The 22,438-nt window shown below is 38.1% G+C and carries 22 protein-coding genes; 11 read left to right on the plus strand and 11 right to left on the minus strand.

The genetic code is table 11. The features are described from left to right. Positions 1–3: 3 nt before the first annotated feature. Positions 4–1,098, plus strand: a complete 1,095-nt coding sequence (locus J4Q03_RS20080; protein ID WP_426049890.1) for a DUF692 family multinuclear iron-containing protein — start codon at positions 4–6, stop codon at positions 1,096–1,098. A gap of 36 nt (positions 1,099–1,134) precedes the next feature. Then, positions 1,135–1,626, plus strand: a complete 492-nt coding sequence (locus tag J4Q03_RS20085; RefSeq protein ID WP_426049891.1) for a DUF1772 domain-containing protein — start codon at positions 1,135–1,137, stop codon at positions 1,624–1,626. A gap of 288 nt (positions 1,627–1,914) precedes the next feature. Here J4Q03_RS20085 and rpe read toward each other — a convergent pair whose 3' ends face one another. Both rpe and J4Q03_RS20095 read right to left on the minus strand, forming a co-directional pair. Further along, positions 1,915–2,565, minus strand: a complete 651-nt coding sequence (gene rpe / locus J4Q03_RS20090) for a ribulose-phosphate 3-epimerase (RefSeq protein ID WP_426049892.1) — start codon at positions 2,563–2,565, stop codon at positions 1,915–1,917. A gap of 121 nt (positions 2,566–2,686) precedes the next feature. Next, positions 2,687–3,760, minus strand: a complete 1,074-nt coding sequence (locus tag J4Q03_RS20095) for a M42 family peptidase (RefSeq protein WP_426049893.1) — start codon at positions 3,758–3,760, stop codon at positions 2,687–2,689. A gap of 51 nt (positions 3,761–3,811) precedes the next feature. On the opposite strand from J4Q03_RS20095, the gene J4Q03_RS20100 reads away from it, so the two are divergent. Beyond that, the gene (locus J4Q03_RS20100) at positions 3,812–4,516 is read left to right on the plus strand and encodes a DUF4294 domain-containing protein (protein ID WP_426049894.1); all 705 of its coding nucleotides are present in this window, start codon (positions 3,812–3,814) and stop codon (positions 4,514–4,516) included. A gap of 67 nt (positions 4,517–4,583) precedes the next feature. On the opposite strand, the gene J4Q03_RS20105 is transcribed toward J4Q03_RS20100, so the two are convergent. After that, entirely contained in the window at positions 4,584–5,000 is a 417-nt protein-coding gene (locus J4Q03_RS20105; protein WP_426049895.1) for an NUDIX domain-containing protein, read from the minus strand. Between the two features lie 99 nt (positions 5,001–5,099). Continuing rightward, positions 5,100–5,798: a tRNA (5-methylaminomethyl-2-thiouridine)(34)-methyltransferase MnmD gene (mnmD, locus tag J4Q03_RS20110; RefSeq protein WP_426049896.1), complete on the minus strand. Its 699-nt coding sequence runs from the start codon at positions 5,796–5,798 to the stop codon at positions 5,100–5,102. Between the two features lie 85 nt (positions 5,799–5,883). On the opposite strand from mnmD, the gene J4Q03_RS20115 reads away from it, so the two are divergent. The 5 genes from J4Q03_RS20115 to J4Q03_RS20135 all read left to right on the plus strand — a co-directional run bounded on the left by J4Q03_RS20115 (position 5,884) and on the right by J4Q03_RS20135 (position 11,683). Further along, on the plus strand, positions 5,884–6,957 hold the full coding sequence (locus tag J4Q03_RS20115; RefSeq protein ID WP_426049897.1) for a branched-chain amino acid aminotransferase: 1,074 nt from the start codon (positions 5,884–5,886) through the stop codon (positions 6,955–6,957). 104 nt (positions 6,958–7,061) lie between these two features. Beyond that, the gene (locus J4Q03_RS20120; protein ID WP_426049898.1) at positions 7,062–8,342 is read left to right on the plus strand and encodes a spondin domain-containing protein; all 1,281 of its coding nucleotides are present in this window, start codon (positions 7,062–7,064) and stop codon (positions 8,340–8,342) included. 394 nt (positions 8,343–8,736) lie between these two features. Next, positions 8,737–9,249: an FKBP-type peptidyl-prolyl cis-trans isomerase gene (locus tag J4Q03_RS20125; protein ID WP_426049899.1), complete on the plus strand. Its 513-nt coding sequence runs from the start codon at positions 8,737–8,739 to the stop codon at positions 9,247–9,249. Between the two features lie 81 nt (positions 9,250–9,330). Next, entirely contained in the window at positions 9,331–10,371 is a 1,041-nt protein-coding gene (locus tag J4Q03_RS20130) for a peptidylprolyl isomerase (RefSeq protein ID WP_426049911.1), read from the plus strand. Between the two features lie 139 nt (positions 10,372–10,510). Further along, complete coding sequence (locus tag J4Q03_RS20135; protein WP_426049900.1) at positions 10,511–11,683, plus strand: aspartyl protease family protein; 1,173 nt, start codon at positions 10,511–10,513, stop codon at positions 11,681–11,683. A gap of 289 nt (positions 11,684–11,972) precedes the next feature. Here J4Q03_RS20135 and J4Q03_RS20140 read toward each other — a convergent pair whose 3' ends face one another. From J4Q03_RS20140 to J4Q03_RS20170, 7 genes are all read right to left on the minus strand, one after another. Continuing rightward, positions 11,973–12,236, minus strand: coding sequence for a hypothetical protein (locus J4Q03_RS20140; protein ID WP_426049901.1), 264 nt, complete (start codon positions 12,234–12,236; stop codon positions 11,973–11,975). A 761-nt stretch (positions 12,237–12,997) separates the two neighbouring features. Continuing rightward, positions 12,998–14,356: a M20/M25/M40 family metallo-hydrolase gene (locus J4Q03_RS20145; protein WP_426049902.1), complete on the minus strand. Its 1,359-nt coding sequence runs from the start codon at positions 14,354–14,356 to the stop codon at positions 12,998–13,000. A gap of 3 nt (positions 14,357–14,359) precedes the next feature. Then, positions 14,360–15,670, minus strand: coding sequence for a M20/M25/M40 family metallo-hydrolase (locus tag J4Q03_RS20150; RefSeq protein WP_426049903.1), 1,311 nt, complete (start codon positions 15,668–15,670; stop codon positions 14,360–14,362). Between the two features lie 148 nt (positions 15,671–15,818). Then, positions 15,819–17,063, minus strand: coding sequence for a DUF1015 domain-containing protein (locus J4Q03_RS20155; protein WP_426049904.1), 1,245 nt, complete (start codon positions 17,061–17,063; stop codon positions 15,819–15,821). Between the two features lie 3 nt (positions 17,064–17,066). Then, on the minus strand, positions 17,067–18,032 hold the full coding sequence (locus J4Q03_RS20160; RefSeq protein WP_426049905.1) for a D-2-hydroxyacid dehydrogenase: 966 nt from the start codon (positions 18,030–18,032) through the stop codon (positions 17,067–17,069). A 116-nt stretch (positions 18,033–18,148) separates the two neighbouring features. Beyond that, positions 18,149–19,213 carry a 3-phosphoserine/phosphohydroxythreonine transaminase gene (serC, locus tag J4Q03_RS20165; RefSeq protein WP_426049906.1) on the minus strand — a complete coding sequence of 355 codons (1,065 nt, stop codon included), beginning with the start codon at positions 19,211–19,213 and terminating at the stop codon, positions 18,149–18,151. Between the two features lie 118 nt (positions 19,214–19,331). Next, positions 19,332–19,682 carry a 4Fe-4S binding protein gene (locus tag J4Q03_RS20170; RefSeq protein WP_426049907.1) on the minus strand — a complete coding sequence of 117 codons (351 nt, stop codon included), beginning with the start codon at positions 19,680–19,682 and terminating at the stop codon, positions 19,332–19,334. 59 nt (positions 19,683–19,741) lie between these two features. On the opposite strand from J4Q03_RS20170, the gene J4Q03_RS20175 reads away from it, so the two are divergent. The 3 genes from J4Q03_RS20175 to J4Q03_RS20185 are packed head-to-tail and all read left to right on the plus strand — an operon-like array spanning position 19,742 to position 21,984. Then, positions 19,742–20,776, plus strand: a complete 1,035-nt coding sequence (locus J4Q03_RS20175) for an acyl-CoA reductase (RefSeq protein ID WP_426049908.1) — start codon at positions 19,742–19,744, stop codon at positions 20,774–20,776. A 45-nt stretch (positions 20,777–20,821) separates the two neighbouring features. Next, the gene (locus tag J4Q03_RS20180; RefSeq protein ID WP_426049909.1) at positions 20,822–21,265 is read left to right on the plus strand and encodes a peptidylprolyl isomerase; all 444 of its coding nucleotides are present in this window, start codon (positions 20,822–20,824) and stop codon (positions 21,263–21,265) included. Positions 21,266–21,294: 29 nt separating this feature from the next. Further along, on the plus strand, positions 21,295–21,984 hold the full coding sequence (locus J4Q03_RS20185) for a Bax inhibitor-1/YccA family protein (RefSeq protein WP_426049910.1): 690 nt from the start codon (positions 21,295–21,297) through the stop codon (positions 21,982–21,984). The last annotated feature ends 454 nt before the right edge of the window (positions 21,985–22,438 follow it).

Genomic DNA, 22,438 nt, shown 5'->3' on the forward strand with positions numbered 1-22,438 from the left:
GATATGAAAAAACCACTCTTAGGATTATCTATGATGCCGGAAGCAGATTTTGTTTCCGCCATACTTCCTGTTCTGCAAAATAATTCTGTAGATGTATTGGAATGGTCTTTTGATACATTCTATGATGCACAGGAGCCGGAATGGCTTTCCGGACTTCTGGATTTTTATTCGGAAAATAACAGGCTTCTTGGCCACGGTGTTTACTATTCTCTTTTTGATGCCAGATGGACCGAGAGGCAGGAAGACTGGATTGAGAAATTAAAGCAGGAATGCAGGCACAGAAACTACAATCATATGACCGAACATTTCGGATTTATGAATACCGAAAATTTTCATCAGGGTGTTCCTTTGCCCGTTCCGCTTCATCCTAAAACACTTCAGATAGGAAAAGACAGGCTCAAAAGACTTCAGGATGCTGTAGAAATTCCTGTTGGACTAGAAAATTTGGCCTTTTCGTTTTCTGTAAATGATGTGAAAGAGCAGGGAGAATTTCTGGATAAGCTCATAGAAGATATCGATGGTTTCCTTATCCTTGATCTTCACAACATCTATTGCCAGTCATGTAATTTTGAGATCAGTATGCGGGAAATCATAAGTCTGTATCCGTTGGAAAAGGTGAAAGAAATTCATCTTTCAGGCGGAAGCTGGCAGGAGAGCGCTTACGGGAAAAAACCGGTAAGAAGAGATACGCATGATGACGGCATTCCTGAAGAAATATTAAATATACTTCCTGAAGTTTTATCGCAATGCTGTCATCTTGAATATACCATTATTGAAAGACTCGGGCATACTTTGAATACAGATTCAAAAAAAGAAGTTTTTTTTAATGATTTTATCCGGGTAAAAGAAATTATTCAGGCTTCATATCCTCACACAGGAAATCCAAGCGTTTGGCGTAAAAAGAACAGAGAATGTACAGAACCTGTTGAAGATCTGCTGCTGTATGAGGAACAGACAAAGCTGACCAAAATGCTGTTTGATGAAACTCATGTTCAATCTGTTAAAAATCACGATTTTTATTATTTCAAACCAGAAAGCTGGAACGAAGAAATGATCACAACTGCACAGCAGATTATCAGAAAGTGGAATCCTTATTAGGTTTTTACGATGCATCACAAATTAAAATATATGAAAATGACAACGGTATTTTTACTAATTACGGCCGTGCTTACTGCTCTGGTCGCCGGGCTTTTCTACGCCTATTCATGCTCTGTAGTTCTGGGATTGGGAAAACTTTCCGATACGGAATATTTAAAGTCTATGCAGAGTATCAACCGCGAAATTCTTAATCCTGTATTTTTTATGAGTTTTATGGGAGCTGCTGTACTGCTTCCGGTAACTACTTTTCTGTTCAGGGGAGAGCAGCCGGGGTTTCTTTTTCTATTGCTGGCATCGGCCGCTTATCTCATAGGTGTTTTTGGAGTGACGGTTGCCGGAAATGTTCCTTTGAATGATATGCTTGATAAGTTTGATATCAGTAATTCAACAGCAGAAGCAGTTAAACAGATGCGGGAAAGTTTTGAAAACAGATGGAACCTGTTAAATAACGTCAGAACTGTATTTTCAGTCATAAGTATTGTTCTGGTTATTTGCGCATGTATTTGGAACAGGCCGTTAAACGGATAATTTGCCTGAGTACGTAGAAATACTTAATGATGAAATTCAGTATTTATACGGATGTTCCATATATGATTTTATTTGCAAATTTACATCAGCAATAGCACAGGAATCTTAAGCATTTAAAGTCTTACGACAAAAAACTAATAACCACATAAGTTCAAATTCCGTAAGAAGAAAGGCAGTCTCCCAAGGGCTGTCTTTTTTAGTTGGTTACAAAAAAGTATGTACTGATATTTTAGTAAAGAAAAAAGGCAGCCTAAAAAGCTGCCTTTGTATAAGATAATCTGAAGAGGATTAGATCTTCAGCAATTCGATCGTTCTTTCCGGGCTTTCTGCAGAGAAAACTGCATTTCCTGCCACAAGGACGTCTGCCCCAGCTTCGAAAAGCTTTGAAGCATTGTCAAGATTAACTCCGCCGTCAATTTCGATAAGTGCAGTGGAATTGTTGCTTAGGATAAGGTCTTTAGTTTCTGCAATCTTTTTGTATGTATTCTCAATAAATTTCTGACCTCCAAATCCTGGGTTTACACTCATTAAAAGAACAAGATCTACATCGGTAATGATATCTTCAAGCATCAGTACCGGAGTGGAAGGATTAAGAACAACACCTGCCTTTGCTCCTTTGCTCTGAATGTAGTGAATAGTTCTGTGAAGGTGTGTACATGCTTCATAATGTACAGAAATAAGATCTGCGCCATGATTGATGAATTCATCCACATATTTTTCAGGCTCTAAGATCATCAAATGGACATCCACAAATTTTTTGGCATGTTGCTGTACGGTTTTCATTACAGGAAAGCCAAATGAAATGTTGGGAACAAATCTTCCGTCCATCACATCGATGTGGAACCAGTCTGCCTGGGAATTGTTCAGCATTTCAATGTCTCTTTGCAGATTCCCGAAGTCTGCGGATAAAAGGGAAGGAGCAATAAGCTTCGTTTTCATTTTTACTTTATATTAGATATTTAGAGTCAAGAACCATGAGCCAAGATAGGATCTGCCGGATATTATCTTTTATCACCTATTTTTGAGCGTCTTGAATCTTGTGTCTTGCATCTTGATTCTCTTAATGATACTTCAGTTTCATCTCCGGTTTGATCTTCAGAAGTGTTTCGTAGATCAGTTGAATTACGTTACCTACATCTTCTTTAGAAACCATTTCTACCGTTGTATGCATATAGCGCAAAGGTAAGGAAATTAATGCACTTGGTACTCCGCCGTTAGAATGTGCAAAAGCATCGGTATCTGTTCCTGTTGCCCTGCTTGAAGCGGCTCTCTGGAAAGGGATTTTTTTAGCTTTTGCTGTATCAATAATGAGTTCTCTTATGGTATGATGAATGCTTGGGGCAAAAAAAACGACAGGTCCGTCACCACATTTTTGGTCACCCTCTTTTTTCTTTTCGATCATGGGAGTAGTGGTGTCATGGGTAACGTCTGTTACAATGGCGATATTGGGCTTAATGGTATCAGCGATCATATCTGCCCCATAAAGTCCTACTTCTTCCTGTACAGAATTCGTAATATACAGCCCGAATGGAATCGTTTTTTTGTTTTCTTTTAAAAGTCTTGCTACTTCCGCGATCATGAAACCTCCGATTCTGTTGTCTAATGCTCTGCAGACAAAATATCTGTCGTTCATTTCAAAGAATTCATCCGGGTAAGTGATCATGCATCCCACGTAAATTCCCATTTCCTCAACTTCTTTTTTAGAAATGGCTCCACAGTCGATGAAGATATTCTCAATTTTTGGTGTCGGTTCGTTCTGGTTGGATCTTGTATGGATTGCAGGCCATCCGAAAACGCCTTTTACAATTCCCTTTTCACCGTGAATATGGACAACTTTTGATGGGGCGATCGTCTGATCTGAGCCTCCGTTTCTGATCACGTAGATCAATCCGTCATCCGTAATATAATTAACATACCATGAGATTTCATCAGCATGGGCTTCAATCACTACTTTAAATTCAGCATCGGGATTGATTATCCCATAGCATGTTCCGTAATGATCCACTTCTATTTTGTTTACATATGGTCTGATGTAGTCCATCCAGATTTCCTGGCCTCTGTGTTCGTAACCTGTTGGGGAAGAAGTGTTTAAGTATTTTTCTAAAAATTTCAAAGATTTCTTTTCAAACTTCATAAAAGGGAATGATTTTTGCGGGTAATTTTTGTTATTATAAGTGTAAAAATAATGAATTTTAGTAAGATTGTCTGTCTTTTTATCTTCTTTTTTGGAGTCAGTGTTTTTGGTCAGAAGGATTCTATTGTTGCAAAACCCCTCAACCAATATCCTGCTGAATCATTAAAAACTGATGAGTTCGGTAATAAGTACTATTATGACGAACGTCAAAAGGTAAAGATTTATGAAATTAACGGTGAACCTGTGGTAGTGCTGGATGAGCTGGTTTTGGTTAACAAACCGAGGTTTAATAATCAGCTGGATAAAAATTATTACTATTTCCTTAACAAAAAACTGAACAGGGTATATCCGTTATTTGTCACTGCACTTGAGCAGTACAGAGGAATTCAGGCGGATATGACCGATATGGACAGCAAAGCCAAAAGGAAATTTATAAAAGAAAGACAGAATATGCTTGCAGATCAATATGAAAAGCAGCTTAGAGATCTTACCACAACGGAAGGGCAGGTTTTTGCCAAGCTGATGAACAGAGCAACCGGAAAAAACGTTTATGAAATCATTAAAGAGATGAGAGGCGGATGGAGTGCTTTCTGGTGGAATGTGAAAGGAAAGATGGCAGACATAGATCTTAAAGACCAATACAATCCGCACAAGAACAGAACGGATGAGTTTATAGAATCCCTGCTTCAGTCCAACTGGAATTCCGGTTATTTACAGCCTTATCCCGGGGCTTCCGATTTTAAGGTTAGAAAATAAGACCGGTTTAAACTACTAAGATATCATCTGAACAGACTCTGAATATAAAAAATTCCTGTAAATAATTTTACAGGAATTTTTCTTTTAATTTATCAAATACAATTCGATCGACCGGAAGCGGAAAAGGATTGTCCGGCCTGTCGATATCGATCCATTCTGTTTTTTCAATGCATGGATCAAGGATCAGGAAATCTTCTTCTGTTGTAATGTTTACTATATAATATATGGTAAGAAGCTGTTCGTTTTCTCTGAACCTTGAAACCAGGAAATCTTCCTGGGTATAAAAGTGTTCCACAACTTCAATTTTTACATTCAGTTCTTCATCAAATTCACGGTGAAGACATTCTATAAGCCCTTCGCCAAATTCCAGGCCCCCTCCCGGAAATTTCATTAACTGTTCACCGGCATATTCTTCAAACAGGGTCAGTACTTTTTTATCTTTTACTGCACACGCATACACCCTAATGTTGATCTTATCAATCATATATAATATTTTGTATAGCTAAAATAAGGAAATAAGTGGAAAGAGACAATAAACCTGTTGACAAATCAGCCTTGTATTGCTCTGCTTTATTTCTCTTATTTAATCTTCCTGATCTTCCTTATTTTGCATCTTTACTGCATTAATCATCTCTCTTTTCCCGGGAGGCCCCTGTTTTTTCTCTACCTTAAAATTCAGCTCCTGAAGAATCCGTCTTACGCTTCCTTTAGAAGAATAGGTTGTTAATAATCCGTTAACGGACATTTTGTCGGAAACCATTTCAAACAGTGGTTTTTCCCACAGATCAGGCTGTACTCTTGCACCAAAGCAGTCGTAATAAACCAGGTTGATTTTAGGTAAGTCTATGTCTTTCAGGTCAAAAAAGTCACATTTGATCTTTTTTAGATGAAATCCTATAATGATTTCAGATGGTTTTTCCCATTCTGCCTGATGAATTTTTTGATAAATATTTTTGAATTCCGGGTTATCAAAATGCTCAAAATAGGCAAGGTCATTCATTTCGGATTCATTTATCGGGTATTTTTCAAGGGAAAAATAATTGATGACATGATTTTTGTCAGTTTTTAAATATTCATTAATTGTCACCAAAACATTCAAACCTGTTCCAAAACCGAGTTCTAAAATATTAATTTCGTAATCATTTAGCTGATTTAGTCCGTTTTTAATAAACACATGTTCTGCTTCCTGAAGCGCTCCGTGATGGGAATGGTAGTTTTCATTTAGTTCATTGATAAACAATGTTTTACTACCATCGTTTGTGGTCTTAATTTCTCTTTTCAAGCTATTTTTTTGTCAAATTTACTCTAAAATTTTTATATTTAGAAAATTATGTTAAATTTGTAGAACATCGTAAAAATTTTAAAAAATGATAATTCAAAAAACTGAAAACTCCAGACTTTCGGACTTTGATCCGAATAATTTTTCATTTGGAAATACTTTTATCGACCATATGGTTATATGTGAGTATGAAAATGGAAAATGGGGTGATGTGAAATTGGTTCCTTATGGTCCAATACCCTTTACGCCAGCCATGATGGGTGTAAACTACGGACAAGCTTGTTTTGAAGGTATGAAAGCTTATAAAGACAAAGACGGGCAGGTTTTCCTTTTCAGGCCGGAAAAGAATTTTGAACGTATCAATAAATCAGCAAAACGTCTGGCAATGCCTGAAGTGACTGAAGAAATGTTTTTAGACGGATTGAAGGCATTAGTAGATATCGACAGAAACTGGATCCCGCAGGGAGAAGGAATGTCATTATATATCAGACCATTGATTTTTGCTACAGAGGAAGCTCTTAAAGCAAGGGTTTCAGATAAATATATGTTCGCCATCGTTGCGACACCAGCGAAAAGCTATTATTCAGAACCGGTTTCTGTAAAGATTTCAGATCATTATTCAAGAGCAGCAAACGGAGGAGTAGGTTCTGCTAAAGCAGCAGGAAATTATGCCGCTTCTTTCTATCCTACACAGCTTGCCATCGAAGAAGGCTATGAGCAAATCATCTGGACTGATGATTCCACTCACGAATATTTTGAAGAAAGTGGAACAATGAACGTTTTCGTAAGAATTAACGATACAATCTATACACCGCCTACTTCTGAAAAAATCCTTGACGGGGTGACAAGAGACAGCTTCATTCAGCTTGCCAAGAAAAGAGGAATTGAAGTGAAAATAGAGCCTGTTGCTGTGAAAACAGTTGTAGAAGCTCAAAAGAACGGAACTCTGAAAGAAGTTTGGGGAGTGGGAACAGCTGTTGTGACGACCATATTCCAGGCTTTAGGATATGAAGGTGTGAAGCTTGAACTTCCTAAATTGTCAGATGAGGAAAGCTTTGCAGCTCTTCTTAAAAAGGATCTTACAGACCTTCAGAACAACCTTAGCGAAGATCCTTTCGGATGGAGAGTGATGGTTGAAAAAAACGTTCTGGAAACTGTTTAATTTTAATATTATTTAATTCATAATACGACCGGCAGAATAAATTTCTACCGGTTTTTTTATTTTCTCGCCAATTATTGGTAATTTTTCACAAAATTTAGAATACTATGCAATTCGTAAAGTTCAAATTACCTCTGGGTATGCTTTCTATAATCAGTGTTTTAGCTGTTTCCTCATGCGGCAAAGATGATGACGGAGAAATGTTAGTAAACGATACCGCCACAATAACGGTAGAAAATATAATTGAAAGTAAAGCATTGACACAGTTCGGAACATTCCAGAATGCGGGATCATCACCTGTCATTGATCCCGGGGAATCGGCTTCTTTTACATTCTATGCAGGAAAAGGACAGGCTGTAAGTTTCGCAGCCATGTACGGAAATAGTAATGACCTGTTTTTCGCTCCCTCCAATCCGGGAATCAAACTTTACCAGAATAATGGTGATCCGGTAACGGGAGATGTTTCTTCACAGATCCGGCTTTGGGATAACGGGACCCGTAAAAATGAAGCTACAGGTCCTGGTGTTACTCATCCAGGCTCAGCAGAATCCCCTCAACAGAATGTTGCTGAGATTGCATTGGCAACACCTGCTTCACAATTGCTGAAAGCGGAACTTACCCATGAGGAAGGAACCAAGTTTACGCTGAAATTAACCAATACTTCAGGCGGCACAGCCAATGAAACACCTGTAAGTGCCGGAGTCTGGGCTGTTTCCCATATTTCTGGAACAGCACTTTTAAAAGAAGATCCTATTTTTTCACCGGGAAAATTATCAGCCAACGGATTGACAGACCTTGCTGAATTGGGAAAAACAACTCCTCTTGAACAATATCTTACGGGTATCACAGGGCCTAATTCTGCATTTTCACCGGTATTGGTCGTAGTATACAGTGGTAATGACAATCCTATCTTTAAGACGGGAGAGAATGACCGTGGAGAAGGCTTGAAGGAGCTATCTCAGCAAGGCAACGCTGATGTTCTGGCTGCTTTCCTTAAAACCAAGCCAGGGATAAAAGAAGTATTCATCCTTAAAGATCCGGCTACAGGTATTTTACAGCCCAGAATAAATGGGAATAACGGAGGTAAAGCTTCACAGGTAATATCTGCCCGTAAAGGAGACCGTATTGCACTGGCAACGATGTACGGACAGTCCAACGACTGGTTTATTGCTGCTACGAATAATGGGGTAGACGGCTCAACAAGAGGTGATATCTCTTCGATCATAGGGCTTTTTGACAGTGGAACCTTACAAAGCTCTTTTCCCGGGGCCCATATAGGATCGGAGCCGGCTGAGGCTGAAAGCCAGCCGGTGCAGCAACTGGCCAACCCGAATCAGTTCAATACACTTCCTTCACTTCCACAAATGATTAAAGTGACTATTCAATAATATTTGATTGTCAGCATAATAACAGTCACCTCTTTTTACGGGGTGATTTTTTGTTTTTTAAATAACCCATTTATTTAACGATAAAAGGCACATGAGTTTTTAATGTAAAACACTTTAGTTTTAAAAGTTATATCAGCCTGAAAAAAAAGATCACATAAGCAGAAAATCAAAGGTTTTCATAATGACTTCAGTGTACTTTTACAGCTGAATTCTAAACTTTAAATGAAATTAAATGTTTCAATACTTTTGTGGTTGAAATTTTTAAATATTTGAATTTTTAAATCTTTAAATATCCTATCACCCCATTTACAAGAAATACTTCATGATGATCTGCTAAATTTTTTAAAACCTATTGAACAATATTTCCCCGAAATGCGTATTTTCGCAAAAGTTTATGAAAAAATTAGTCTTCATATCAGCAGTAAGCCTGTTAAGCTGTAACCGGAATGCACCCACGGCGCATCCTCCTGTAGGTGGAGTGTTGAGCCAGAAAGACCTGGATGTTTCAAAGGAAAGGATGAGGAATCTCAATACTATAGAGCGGGGACAGATCCAGGATTGGATCAGCGGTCAGCCCGTGAAGTATTATCCTACACAGCTTAATTACTGGGTGTCTGTTGAAGGTTTTGATCAGAGAGAAAGAAGAGCGGACAATACATCCATCTCTTATTCTTATGATCTGTATGATTTTGATGAAACCAAGATCTATGACAAACCTTTCGAAAGAAGAGATGCCAGATTCGGACATTTTGATGAACTGAAAGCGGTAGAGAATGCTTTGCGTTTTATGCATGATGGAGAGGAAGTGACGCTTTTGGTACCTTCTTCACTGGCCTACGGAACCTTTGGAGATGAAAAGAACATAGATAACGATATACCATTAATCATAAAATTAAAAGCTCTATAAATAATGAAATTGTTTAACAAGAATATAATTCTGGCAGCGGCAAGTATTTCGCTGATGAGTTGTACCCCAATCTATAAAAAAATGAACGTAGACAAAGAAACTTACGAAGGTCTTCATGACGGACTTTATGCAAATCTTCAGACTTCTAAAGGAAACCTGATCGTGCAGTTCGAAGACAAAAAAGCACCGGTAACTGTAGCCAATTTTATTGGTCTTGCAGAAGGGAAAATAGATAACAAAGCTAAGGCGAAAGGAGTTCCTTATTATGACGGAACTATTTTCCACAGAGTGATTAAAGATTTCATGATCCAGGGAGGTGATCCTCAGGGAACGGGAATGGGAGATCCTGGATATAAATTCGAGGACGAGAAAAACGACCTTAAGCATACTGGAAAAGGAATCCTTTCTATGGCGAATTCCGGACCTAATACCAACGGTTCTCAGTTCTTCATCACTGAAGTGGCCACGCCTTGGTTGGATGGAAGACACACCATCTTCGGAAAAGTAGTTAAAGGTAACGATGTGATCGATGCCATTGCTAATGTAGAAAAAGGAGCTCAGGATAAGCCTAAAACAGATATCGTTTTAGAAAAAGTTTCTGTTTTCAGCAAGGGCGACGAATATAAAAACTACGATGCAGCAAAAACTTTCACAGAAGGTAAGGCTAAGATTGCAGAAAACAACAAAGCTTACATCGCTAAGGAAGAAGCTGACAGAAAGAAAAAAGAAGAGGAATTCAAAGCTAACCAGGAAAAAATGGTTGAAGACCTTAAAGCCGGAATGCAGAAAACTGAATCCGGATTATATTACAAGATCACTAAAACTGCAGCAGCTGGAAAAGCTCCTAAAGCTGGTGATAATGTATCTGTACACTATGCAGGTAAATTAATCGACGGTACAGAATTCGATTCTTCATTCAAAAGAAATGAGCCTATCGAAATTCCAATCGGAATGGGAAGAGTGATCAAAGGATGGGATGAAGGTATCCTGCTGCTTAAAGAAGGTGAAGCTGCTACCTTACTGATCCCGCCGGCAATGGCTTACGGAGAAAGAGGAGCAGGAGGTGTTATCCCGCCAAATGCCTGGTTGATCTTCGATGTTGAGCTTGTGAAAGTACAGTAATTGAAAATTCAATATATTTGAAAGTCGTCCGTGAGGATGGCTTTTTTGTTGCTGAGAATTTTAATTATACAGAGTAAGGATAAAAAAAGGGCGTATTTTAGTTAGTGTAATTTCCCTATTTTCGTATAAAGTTTTTTTTATGAAAAAAATCCTCTACACCCTTCTCATTTTCTCCACAACTACCATTTCCGCACAGGGAAAGAAATTCTTCAAAAGTGGGGAAGTACAGCTGCAGAATCCCGTAGAAAAGATTAACCTGAGATATGCCAATGATCTGCCTTTTGTACAGGTAAGCATCAATGGAAAACCCTATAATTTTTTATTTGATACCGGTGCGCCAACGGTGATCTCTACAGCAGTGTACACAGAGTTGAAACTGGAGAAAAAACATAAAAGTGACGTAAAGGATTCACAGAAAAACAAGCAGGAACAGATCTTTACGATTTTGCCGGAAATGACTGTTGATAAAGCCGTTTTCAAAGATGTAGGAGCTGTCGTGATGGATTTGAGCGTCTCTGAGCTGAGTTGCTTTAAAATCGATGGTATTCTTGGAGCCAATCAGATGGCAAAGCTTTTCTGGAAAATTAATTATTCGGAAAACTCACTCGAAGCTTCAAAAGATCTTGCACAGTTTAATCCCGCGGATTATGATATTGTCATTCCTTTCACTCCCAGAACGCAGAAAACACCCGTTGTGGAAGCCGATCTTCAGGGTAAGAAAATAGATCTTACCTTCGATACCGGATTTTCAGGAAGGCTGAAGATCGCAGACAATGCATATGAGCCTCAAAAAGCCTCAAAGAGTATAGAAGTCTATGGGACGAGCTCTGTCGGAGCTTATGGGGCCGGAAAGCCTGCACCGGGATATATTTTCCGGACTGCATCGCTGTCATTAGGCAACAAAAGCTTTTTTAATGAACTGATTGCCACGGGAGGTGCTAACCTGATCGGAAATGATTTCTTTAAAAATTTTGTATTTATCCTCGACTGGTCAGGAAACAAGATCTACATGAAACAGATCAGAAATGAGTCTGCCAGATTGGAGTCCTTTGGCTTTGGATACCGTTTTATAGAAGCAAAACCAACAGTTGCTTTCGTATTCCGGGAAGAAGATTTTCCATTGAAAGTGGGAGATGCCATTATCAGCATCAACAATATTAATCTGGATAATCTTAACAAAGAAAGTGCCTGTCATTATTTTCTTAATAGAGTAGAGAACGGGCAGAATTCGATTGATCTTAAAATCAGGAGAGAAGGAAAGGAACTGCAGGTGAAGCTGGAGAAAAAGGAATTTTTGGGAGTTGGTATTTAAGAGTTTTAGAGTTTGAGTGTGGGAGAGTTTTAGAGTTTTTTAGTGTTAAGAATACGAATGTATAATGCTGGTTCAGTGTAAAAACTTTAATTTTTTTAACCTTAAGGGAACTTCATATTCTCAAAGTATTAGCTTTTAATAACTAAAGCAGTTCATATTTTTTTTGCTTTTAATAACCTTATACTATTGATTTAAAGCTAATTTTAGATTGTTACTTAAAGGAATTTTAATATAAATAAAAAAGCCGTTCAATAGATTGAACGGCTTTCTAGTAAAGTAGAAATTAAAGTTATGCGTGTCTTGATTTCTTCCTTGTGTCGGAAGAATTCATTTTTCCGGCAAGGGAGCTGATAAATACAATTCCAAAGCCGAGATAAGCCGCAAATGCGGTAAGGTATACGATTAAGCTGTTAAAATCAGGTTTTGAGGTATATATAAAATACACCAGCACAGAAAAAACAGCAAAACTTAACAGAAGCATCACGCTCCAGATATTCATTTTTGCGGCATCTTCATTTCTCTTAAAAATCATTTCAAAAAAGTCTCTCATCATTAATCACTTTTTAAGGTTATACAATTGTTTTCCGTTCTTCAATAGAACGGTCCGGAATCATTTTCCGATATAATTAAATAGCACACGGATCATAGTTGAACTTGGCTAAGGTTATGATCTTATGGCCGTTTGATTGTTTTACATCAGGGTATACTTTAATCTACCCAGAAAGTTTTAATTAAAAAACAGTATTGAATCCCGGAAGGAATTCACGAGCTTTATGACACCGTACACAATCATCATCGTAAATGGAATTGATATGGGATTATCCTTTCCGATGCATACGGTATCTAAAGAAAAAGGGCCATATTAAAATATGAAACGCCTTTATCTGGCTCAGTGGAAACTGAAGCTTCCACGGAAACCTTTTCTCATCGTCTGTGTTTTAAATAATTTTTTTTCAATGATTTAGCTTGCGAATTTCATGCCAAAGTGAATTTTCCTGTTTGTTTTTAGCGCTAAGTAGTTTTAAGTTTGTAGATTAAACAGGAATGAAAAATTTGAAAAATGATGAGAGTGAGATTCAAGAATTTTTTAGCACAAAACAAAAGTTCTGGAATACTTTAATTTTTAACTCAAAAGTTAGCGGAGAATAAATTCATTTAAGTTTAAGAAAATCAAATACTTATATGTGGGAATCCTGTAATTGCGGAAAAAGTTGTTTCCTATGTACAAAAAGTCAACAAGCCAATTTCAAGGAAAATAAAAATTTATCATTTACCCTGGAACCAACTTGTTGACGAAATTTGTGGTAAACAATTTTACCAGTTCTTATCAATCATATAAATGATCTGTGTCATAGCTGTAGCACCCAATAGAAGCTCTCTTCTGTTCACTTTATCAAATGTATCCTCTTCCGTGTGATGGATGTCAAAATACCTTTGAGAATCCGGTGCAAGCTCTGCTGTAGGGATTCCCATATCATGAAGTGGCGAGATGTCCGCTCCCGAATATTTTCCTTCAAAATTATACACTCCGTAGGGAATGAATAAACCAGTCCAGCTTTTGATCTGGTTTCTCTTTTCATCATCCATTTCCAGAGCGATTCCTCTTGGTGCAAAACCGCCTGCATCGGATTCTATGGCAAAAAGATGTTTTTCGTTCTTTTCTTTGACCGTTTTTCCATATTGGATGCCACCTTTTAGTCCGTTTTCTTCATTAGCGAAACAAATCACCCTGATGGTATGGTTATTTTTAATGCCTAATTTCTTAAATGTTCTGAGTACTTCGATACTCTGCACAATTCCGGCGCCATCGTCGTGGGCTCCTTCCCCTACATCCCAGGAATCAAGATGACCTCCGACTACGATTACGCTCTGGTCTTTTTTACCGGTAATTTCACCAATAACAGAGTGAGAGAGCTTTTCGCCTTTCATGCCACAGTTGGAATTCAGTTTTGCGGTAATTTTCTGCGTTTTTAAAAGAGCTTCAAGTTCGTCTGCTGTTGTTGTTCCTATAGCAATGGCTGGAATTTTTGAAACTTTATCCTCATAACGCATTCCCCCTGTGTGTGGAATATCATCAAAAGCTGAAGACAGAGATCTGATGATCGCAAATTTTCCACCTTTTTTAGCCGTCAATGATGCTGCAGTTACCCTGTATTTTGCGGCGTCACCATAGCCTTTAAATGTTTCTACAAAAGACTGACTGAAAGGGTAGTTAAAGAATACGATCTTATCCTTTACTTGATCTGGAGAAAGCTTGTTATATTCCTCCATAGATTTTACGATGATGATCTCACCGGTTACATCTTTTCCGCCTGTTCCTTCAGAATTTCCAAGAGAAAGCATTTTCAGGTTTTTCCATTTTCCGTCTGCTGTTTTGATCTGCAGGGATTCCTTCCCTCTGGTCCAGACCGGAATCATGACTTCCTGAAGCCATACTTTATCTGCTCCTGCCTCACGAAGTTTCTGTTCCGCCCATTTTACAGATTTTTCATAGGCTTCTGAACCGCTGAGACGATGACCTATATTTTGGGTTAAATCCCTTAGTTCCGTATAGCTTTTGCCGTTGTTCAGTATTTCATTGGAAATTTTACTGAACTGTATAGAATCTTCCTTAGACTGGCCAAAAGCAGCCATTCCTAAAAACAATAATGAAGTTCCGATTATTTTTTTCATAGTTTACCAGTTTTTATCAATCATAAAAATAAGTTGTGTCATTGCTGTAGCACCCAACAGCAGTTCTCTTTTGTTAACTTTATCGAAAGTATCCTGTTCAGAGTGATGGTAATCGAAGTATCTCTGTGTATCTACAACCAGTTCGGCTAAAGGAATATCTAACTTTTTCAGTGGAGAAATATCCTGAATAGCTTCAGTTTGGTCAAAATCATAAATACCGTATGGAAGGAAATAATTTTTCCATTCGAAGATCTGTCTTCGCCTTTGTGGCGGCATATCTAAAGAAAATCCTCTTGGTGAATATCCTCCAGCATCTGTTCCTAAAGCGAAAACATGTTTTTCCTGTTTCTTTTTCACATAGGCTGCATACATTTCACGGCCCTGGCCTCCGTTTTCGCTGTTCGCATAAAAAACAACCCTTATCGTATGATTATTTTCAATACCAAGCGCTTTGAATGTTCTTAAAACTTCAATGCACTGCGCAACACCGGTTCCGTCATCAATGGCACCTTCACCGAAATCCCAAGAATCTAACTGAGCTCCTAAAACAATCACTTTAGAATCCTTTTTACCCTGAATTTCAGCAATAATATTCGGATTGGTTGTGTCGCCCTTTGATTGTGCAGTCATATTTAGTTTGGCGGTAACTTTTTGATTTTTCAGTAATTTTTCCAATTCATCAGCGGATCTTACTCCAATGGACAGGGCGGGAATTCTTACTTTGTCATCAGGTTCGTAATACACCATTTTTGCGTGTGGTGTATCGTCCATAGCTGTTGTTAAAGATCTTATAATTAAAGCTTTTGCTCCTGTTTTAGCAATTACGGAAGCGGAAATTAATTTAGATTTTGCGGTTATCAAATAAGAATCATTTGTATTAATGATCTTTGGATCCATCGGAAGATTTACGAAAACGATTTTATCTTTTAATTGTCCGATTGACATGGCATTAAGCTCAGAAGTTGAATTGATTAAAACAATTTCGCCTGTAAGATCTTTCCCGCCTGTTCCTTCAGAATTTCCGAAAGACAGCATTCTGATATTTTTCCAATCCCCATTTGCCGTTTTTATTTGCAGAGATTCCCTTCCTCTTATCCAGACCGGAGCTTTAGCTTCCATTCTCCAGATCATTTCAATCCCAATAGATTTGAGTTTTTTTTCTGCCCATTCCACTGCTTTTATATAGCCGGGAGTTGCACTGAAACGCGGACCGATGCCTTTGGTAAGCTCACCCAGATTGTCATAGGCCGTACCGTTGGCCATCACTTCGTCGGAGATTTTCCTAAACTCATCATGGTAGTTGAACTTGGCCACGGTTGTCTTTTTTACCGGTTTTTTCTGTGATTTTTTTTGAGAAAATAAAAATCCACTCAAAAAGAGTGGAAGTATAATGAAGATTTTTTTCATTTCTTATTTACCTTTCTTTTTCCGATGATAAAAGTAGGGAAAAATTAGGAATTTATTAAGGTTTCATATCGTACATTAACAGTGCTGTAACCAATTTCGGTTCAATGAATGTACATTTTGGAGGCATGCTGAGTTTAAGGTCAGAAATTTTAATCATATCGTTGAAACTCACCGGATAGATTCCAAATCCTACTTTTCCTTCGCCATTGTCTATTTTTTCTTTTAAATAGTTTATTCCCTGAATATTGGAGGTTCCTTTTGCGTAGGAAATCTTCTCAGAACTGTCAGAATTTTCTATTTTAAGGATATTCTTGAAAATATATTTATCTAAAAGATGGTGGTCGAGATTGTCAAGGGACATTTCCGTTGAACGGAGATCATGCTTCACGTGAAGTGAGTAGAATTTACCATCCAGATACATCGAGATATGGAATTTCTGAGAAGGGAAATAGGAGGTTTCTCCTTTTTCGTGGATCAGGAAATACTGGTCCAGCTCTTTTAAAAAGTCTTCGCTGGAAAGCCCGTTAAGATCAGAAAGGATTCTGTTGTAATCATGAATTTTAATCGACTGGTTGGAGACGATAAAACTGTACACAAAATTGTAGGCTTCCGTACCGTTGTGTCTTTTATTTTTCTCTTTGTGATGTTTGGCATTCAGAGCGGTAGATCCGATCCTGTGGTGGCCATCTGCAATATAGAACGAGTCGATCTGGTCGATTACTTCCTTGAACTGCTGAAGTTTCAGACGGTTGTCTATCCTCCAGATTTTATGTCTGATCCCGATAGAATCAACATGATTGAAAATAGGAACATTCTTCTCTTCATGATTCATCAGAAGTTCGATCTTGGAATTGGAAGGGTAGGTAAGAAGCACAGGCTCAGCCTGAAGACTTACTTTTTCCAGATAATGAGCCAGCTTTTCCTTTTTCTGCGGGATGGTACTTTCGTGTCTTTTGATCTTTCCGCTCCAGAAATCTTCAATACTCGCTAATCCCAGCAAGCCCCTGAAAATCTGTTTGTTGGGATAAATCTGCTCATAAAGATAATATGATGAACTGTCCTGGATCAGTTTCTTTTCTTCCAGAAGTTCTTCAAATGTTGAACGGATCTTTCTTAAATTCCGGTCAATATCTTTGGATTTACTTACAACATAAGGTTTAATCATGTTGATGTAAGTATTTTCAACTTGAGCTTTCTCTGCAATCTCCTCTTGGGTGAAATTGTCCAGCGGATGGGTAGGGAAAGTGCTCTCAAAGTCTTTATGAGGTCTTATTCCACGGAAAGGTTTAAAAACAGGCATATTTTATCTTATGGTTTCTTTTTGTAGCTTAATAATTTGTTCTGCAAGTTCTGCACCGATTTTCTCCTGTGCATCTATGGTATTTCCACCTATGTGGGGAGAAAGCGATAATGCCGGATTCATCAGTAAAGGGAGTTCCGGAGTGGGTTCGTTTTCGAATACGTCCAGTGCGGCTCCCGCTACTTTTTCAGATTCGATGAAATCTATAAGGGTTACCTCATTGATCACGCCGCCTCTTGCAGTATTTACTATGTAGACTCCGTCTTTCATTTTTTCAAACTGAGGCGTGTCTATGATATATTCATTCGTTTTTGGGGTATTGATGCTGATAAAGTCTGTGTCTTTAAGAAAAGCATCCATATCATTGGTGGAAGTGATCTCAAAGTTCAGGCTCTGTCCGTCGAAAAAGTCCAGGGTAAGAACTCTTGTTTTCGGATTTTTCGTCAGTACCTTAATTTTCATTCCTAATGCTATTCCTATTTTCACGACTTCCTGCCCGATACTTCCAAAGCCGATTACTCCAAGTGTTTTTCCTGAAAGTTCATACGCTTTGCTGAATGACTTTTTCATGGCATCGAAGTGGGTTTCCCCCTCCAATGGCATCAGCCGGTTCGATTCGTGAAGGAATCTTGCCAATGCAAAAAAATGTCCGAAAACAAGCTCCGCTACTGATTTTGAAGATGCTGTAGGGGTGTTGATCACCTTGATCCCTTTGCTTTTAGCATAATCTACATCAATATTATCCATTCCGATACCGCCGCGGCCGATGATTTTCAGGCTTGGGCAGGCATCGATCAGGTCCTGTCTTACTTTCGTCGCGCTTCTTACCAAAAGAATATCCACGTTATTTTCATTAATGAAACTGATCACGTGATTCTGAGCCACTCTGTTGGGCAGGACTTCAAATCCTGCTTCCGTAAGGGCCAGTTCTCCTGTTTTCGAAATTCCGTCGTTTGCTAAAACTTTCATGTATTATTATCTTAATAGATGTTAGATATAAGATGTTAGATACTAGACTTTAAAGTCTGAAATAAAGTATCTGAAATCTTTAAATCTTTTTTATTTTTTTGGCCGTCTAATATAAGTTATTTTATTGACTTCATAACATCCACAAGAACCTGCACACTTTCAATAGGTAAAGCGTTGTATAAACTGGCTCTGTAACCACCAAGACTTCTGTGTCCGTTCAGTCCGCTGATTCCTGCAGCTTTCCATGCAGCGTCGAATGCTTCTTTTTTGCTTTCGTCTGTAATGTTGAAAGAAACATTCATTAAAGAGCGGTCCTCTTCTGCACAGAATGTTTCAAACAGAGGATTGCTGTCGATCTCATCATATAAAAGTTTAGCTTTGGCTTCATTTCTTGCTTCTGCAGCTGCAATTCCGCCGTTCTTCTCAAGATACTGTAAAGTAAGAAGGGAAGCATATACAGGGAAAACCGGAGGGGTATTGTACATGGATTCTTTAGAAATATGCTGAGAATAATCCAGAATAGAAAGCATGTTTTCTCTTCCTGTTTTTCCAAGAATTTCTTTTTTGATCACGACCAGAGTAACTCCTGCAGGTCCCATATTTTTCTGAGCTCCCGCATAGATCAGGTCAAATTTGGAAAAATCCAGCTGTCTTGAGAAAATATCGGAACTCATATCGCAAACCATCAAAGTATCTACCTCAGGGAAAGATTTCATCTGTGTTCCGTAGATTGTATTATTCGATGTGCAGTGGAAATAATCATATTCTGATCCTACTGTATAATTTTTTGGAATGAAAGAATAATTATCTTCCTTGGAAGAACCTACTACATCCACAGTTCCTAGTTTTTTTGCTTCTTTAACAGCTCCTGCCGCCCATGTTCCGGTCTCCAAATAAGCTGCTTTACCGCCTACTTTAAGAAGGTTATAGGGAACCATTGCAAATTGCAGGCTTGCACCACCTCCTAAATAAAGTACTTCATAATCATCACCAAGGTTCATCAGTCTTTTCACAATGGCACGTGCTTCGTCCATTACAGCAACAAAATCCTTGCTTCTGTGAGAAATTTCAAGGAGAGACAGTCCGATTCCGTTAAAATCTAAAATAGCTTCTGCTGATTTTTCAAATACCTCCTGAGGTAAGATGCATGGTCCTGCGCTGAAGTTGTGCTTTTTGCTCATATTTTTACTTTTTGGTTGTGCAAGAATGTATGGACTTGCGGTTTATTATTGATTTTTACTAGATTCTTCAAATTTATAGTTAAAAAAACCGCCTCATTATGCTGAGACGGAGCCTTTATTATTCACCGTGTAAGAATGCTTTTTTATTAAGCAGGGCTTCTTCAGATTCTACGTGGTCCTCGTCAGGAACACAGCAGTCTACCGGGCAGACAGCGGCACATTGAGGTTCCTCATGGAATCCTTTACATTCCGTACATTTATCTGTTACAATGAAATATACATCATCACTTACCGGTTCCTGCGGCGAATCTGCATCTACGGTAAGTCCTGACGGCATGGTCACAGTCCCTGCAAGAGCGGTACCTTCAGAAGCTTTCCAATCCACGGCCCCTTCATATATTGCATTATTCGGGCATTCCGGTTCGCAGGCTCCGCAATTAATGCATTCATCAGTTATTTTAATAGCCATCGCTAATTTTTTTTAAATTTGCACAAAATTACAAAATATTCCCCAATTTAAAAGTAATTATGAATATCGAAAATCAAGTTTTAGGACTTATTAAATTAAGTACATACATAAATGAGTTTTTAGCAAAGAATTCTGCGGATTATAATGATCATGATACAGAGTTTGAGTTATTGCTGAAAAGATCCGAAATAGAGAATCCATGGTTTACCCTTGAGAATCAGAAATTTGCTCTTACGGAGTGGACTCATCTGCTTACTCAGGAAAATATAAACAACTGGCTCAGAAACTATTCCGTATCCAAAGCTTCAAAAAGAGTAGGATTGATCCTGGCCGGAAATATTCCACTGGTTGGTTTTCATGATGTGATAGCGGTAGTTCTAAGTGGACATATTCCCCTGATCAAGCTTTCTTCAAAAGATAAGCAGATGCTTCCGTTCCTGCTGAAAAAATGGAATGAAATGTCAGATGGAGCTGCTCAGTTTGAATTTGTTGAAAGACTGGAAAACTTTGATGCGGTGATTGCAACAGGAAGCAATAACACAGCGAGATATCTTGAATATTATTTCAAAAACCATTTAAGTATCATCAGAAAAAACAGAACTTCTGTAGCTGTTTTGAATGGAAAGGAAACCCCTGAAGAACTTCAGCTTCTGGCGGAAGATATTTTCAGATATTTTGGACTTGGATGCAGAAATGTGACCAGGGTTTTTATTCCGGAGGACTTTATTATCGACAGGTTATTTGAGAGTTTTGTAGGATTCCAGGATATCATTAATCATCATAAATATGCCAACAACTATGATTATAACAGAGCGGTTTATCTCCTAAACCAGGATAAATTCTGGGACAATAATTTTGTAATGATGAAAGAGGATGATAAGCTTTTCAGTCCGCTTTCAGTGATCAATTTCAGCAGATATTCTTCGTTGGAGGAAGTGAGAAGTTTCATCGCTGAAAATGAGCAGGATATTCAGTGTATTGTGGCAAAAGATGAGCTTGGATTAGATTCCATTCCTTTCGGTGAAGCACAGCATCCTGCCCTGGATACTTACGCGGATAATGTAGATACGATGAAGTTTTTGGAAGTGGTCTGATTTTCGTATCTTAACTCACTTATTTTACCAATAACAAAAAAAATTATGAAAAAAATATTTTTAGGACTTACAGTTCTTGCTGCACAGCTGATGTTTGCTCAGAAAGTAACGGATGTAAAGGTTGAAAAAGTTCAGAAAGAGATTCCTGCACAGCTGAGCAAAGAGAAGATCAATCTGTATAATGACAACTTTCTTAAGTTTGTTGAAGCCCTTAAATCTTCAGATCGTCCAGGCATTGATGCACTTCTTTCCGATAAGGTAAAAGAGATCGTTACGGATGATGTTCTGAAAAAAGTAAAAGACGGCTTTGATATCAATAGAAAGCTGGACATTTTAAAAACAGGGTACCACAGATTGATGGATGGTTCCAGTCTGCCAAGCATCAACTACAAATATGCCGGTGATTCTTCTTCAAAAGAGGTTATTATGGCTGTCTTTGAAGAGAATGGAAAAATCATTGGGGTAATGCCGGCTAAAAAAGACAAATAATAAAATTTTAAACAATAAAAATACTAACTATGATGACAGATGTTTTAGTTGCTCATTCCTCTGATGTGGAAAAAGCAGCTTTTTACAGAAAAACTTACCTGCATGTTGCTTTATCAATCCTGGCATTTATCGGCGTTGAAACTATTTTACTGAAAACGGTTCCTGTGGAAATTATTGCTATGATGTTCGGCCAGAAATACACGTGGCTGCTGATTATCGGAGTTTTCTGGCTGGCTTCGATGCTGGCTTCTAAATGGTCGCTTTCGCAGAGCAGAACAACGCAGTATTTCGGATTGGGTTTCTACATTATTTTAGAAGCTGTGATCTTTATGCCTATGATTTATATCGCAGCAAGAATGCAGGGTGGCGGAAATATCATTTTCCAGGCTGCTATGCTTACGATAGCTATGTTTGCCGGACTTTCGGCAGTGGCGTTTACTTCTAAAAAAGATTTCTCATTTCTAAGAAATATCATCGTAATCGGAGGTTTTCTTTCGATAGGACTGATCGTGGCCGGAGCAATTTTCGGATTCAACCTGGGACTTTGGTTCTCAGTAGGAATGGTGCTTCTGGCTTCCGCAAGTATTCTTTATGAAACAAGTAAGCTTAAAGATGTTTATTCTACAGGGCAGTATGTGGGAGCTTCATTGCAGCTTTTTGCATCCATTATGCTTTTGTTCTGGTATATTCTGAGAATCTTAATGAGCAGAAGAAGCTAGTTAAATGAAGAATGAAAGGTGAAGAATTATAAATTCAGATCAATCTTTATAAATAATAATCCTGGTGATATTTCACCGGGATTTTTTTATATTTTAAATCTTTGAATCTTTGAATCTTTGAATGTTTGAGTCTTTAATTTTTAACCACAAATACCACAAATGATTTCACAAATATCACAATTTACAGACTGAAACATTAGTGTCATTAGTGTTTTAAATGATGAATGTCTGATTTGCCCGATTAAATCTTTAAAATACTTCAATCTTTAACCTTCAAAGACAAACCCAAAAAATCCTGATGAAAATATCACCGGGATTTTTAATGGATGTCTCGTCCTGAAAAAGGTTGACTATAAAACCATAAAAACAGTCATCCTTATGAATTTAAAAAAAAGATTCCTCCCTGTACAAGAATACAGTGAGGCGTTCAAAAGACAAGTTGTCTCCGAATATG

This window comes from Chryseobacterium sp. NFX27 (assembly GCF_049887855.1).
In the GTDB taxonomy this organism is placed as follows: domain Bacteria; phylum Bacteroidota; class Bacteroidia; order Flavobacteriales; family Weeksellaceae; genus Chryseobacterium.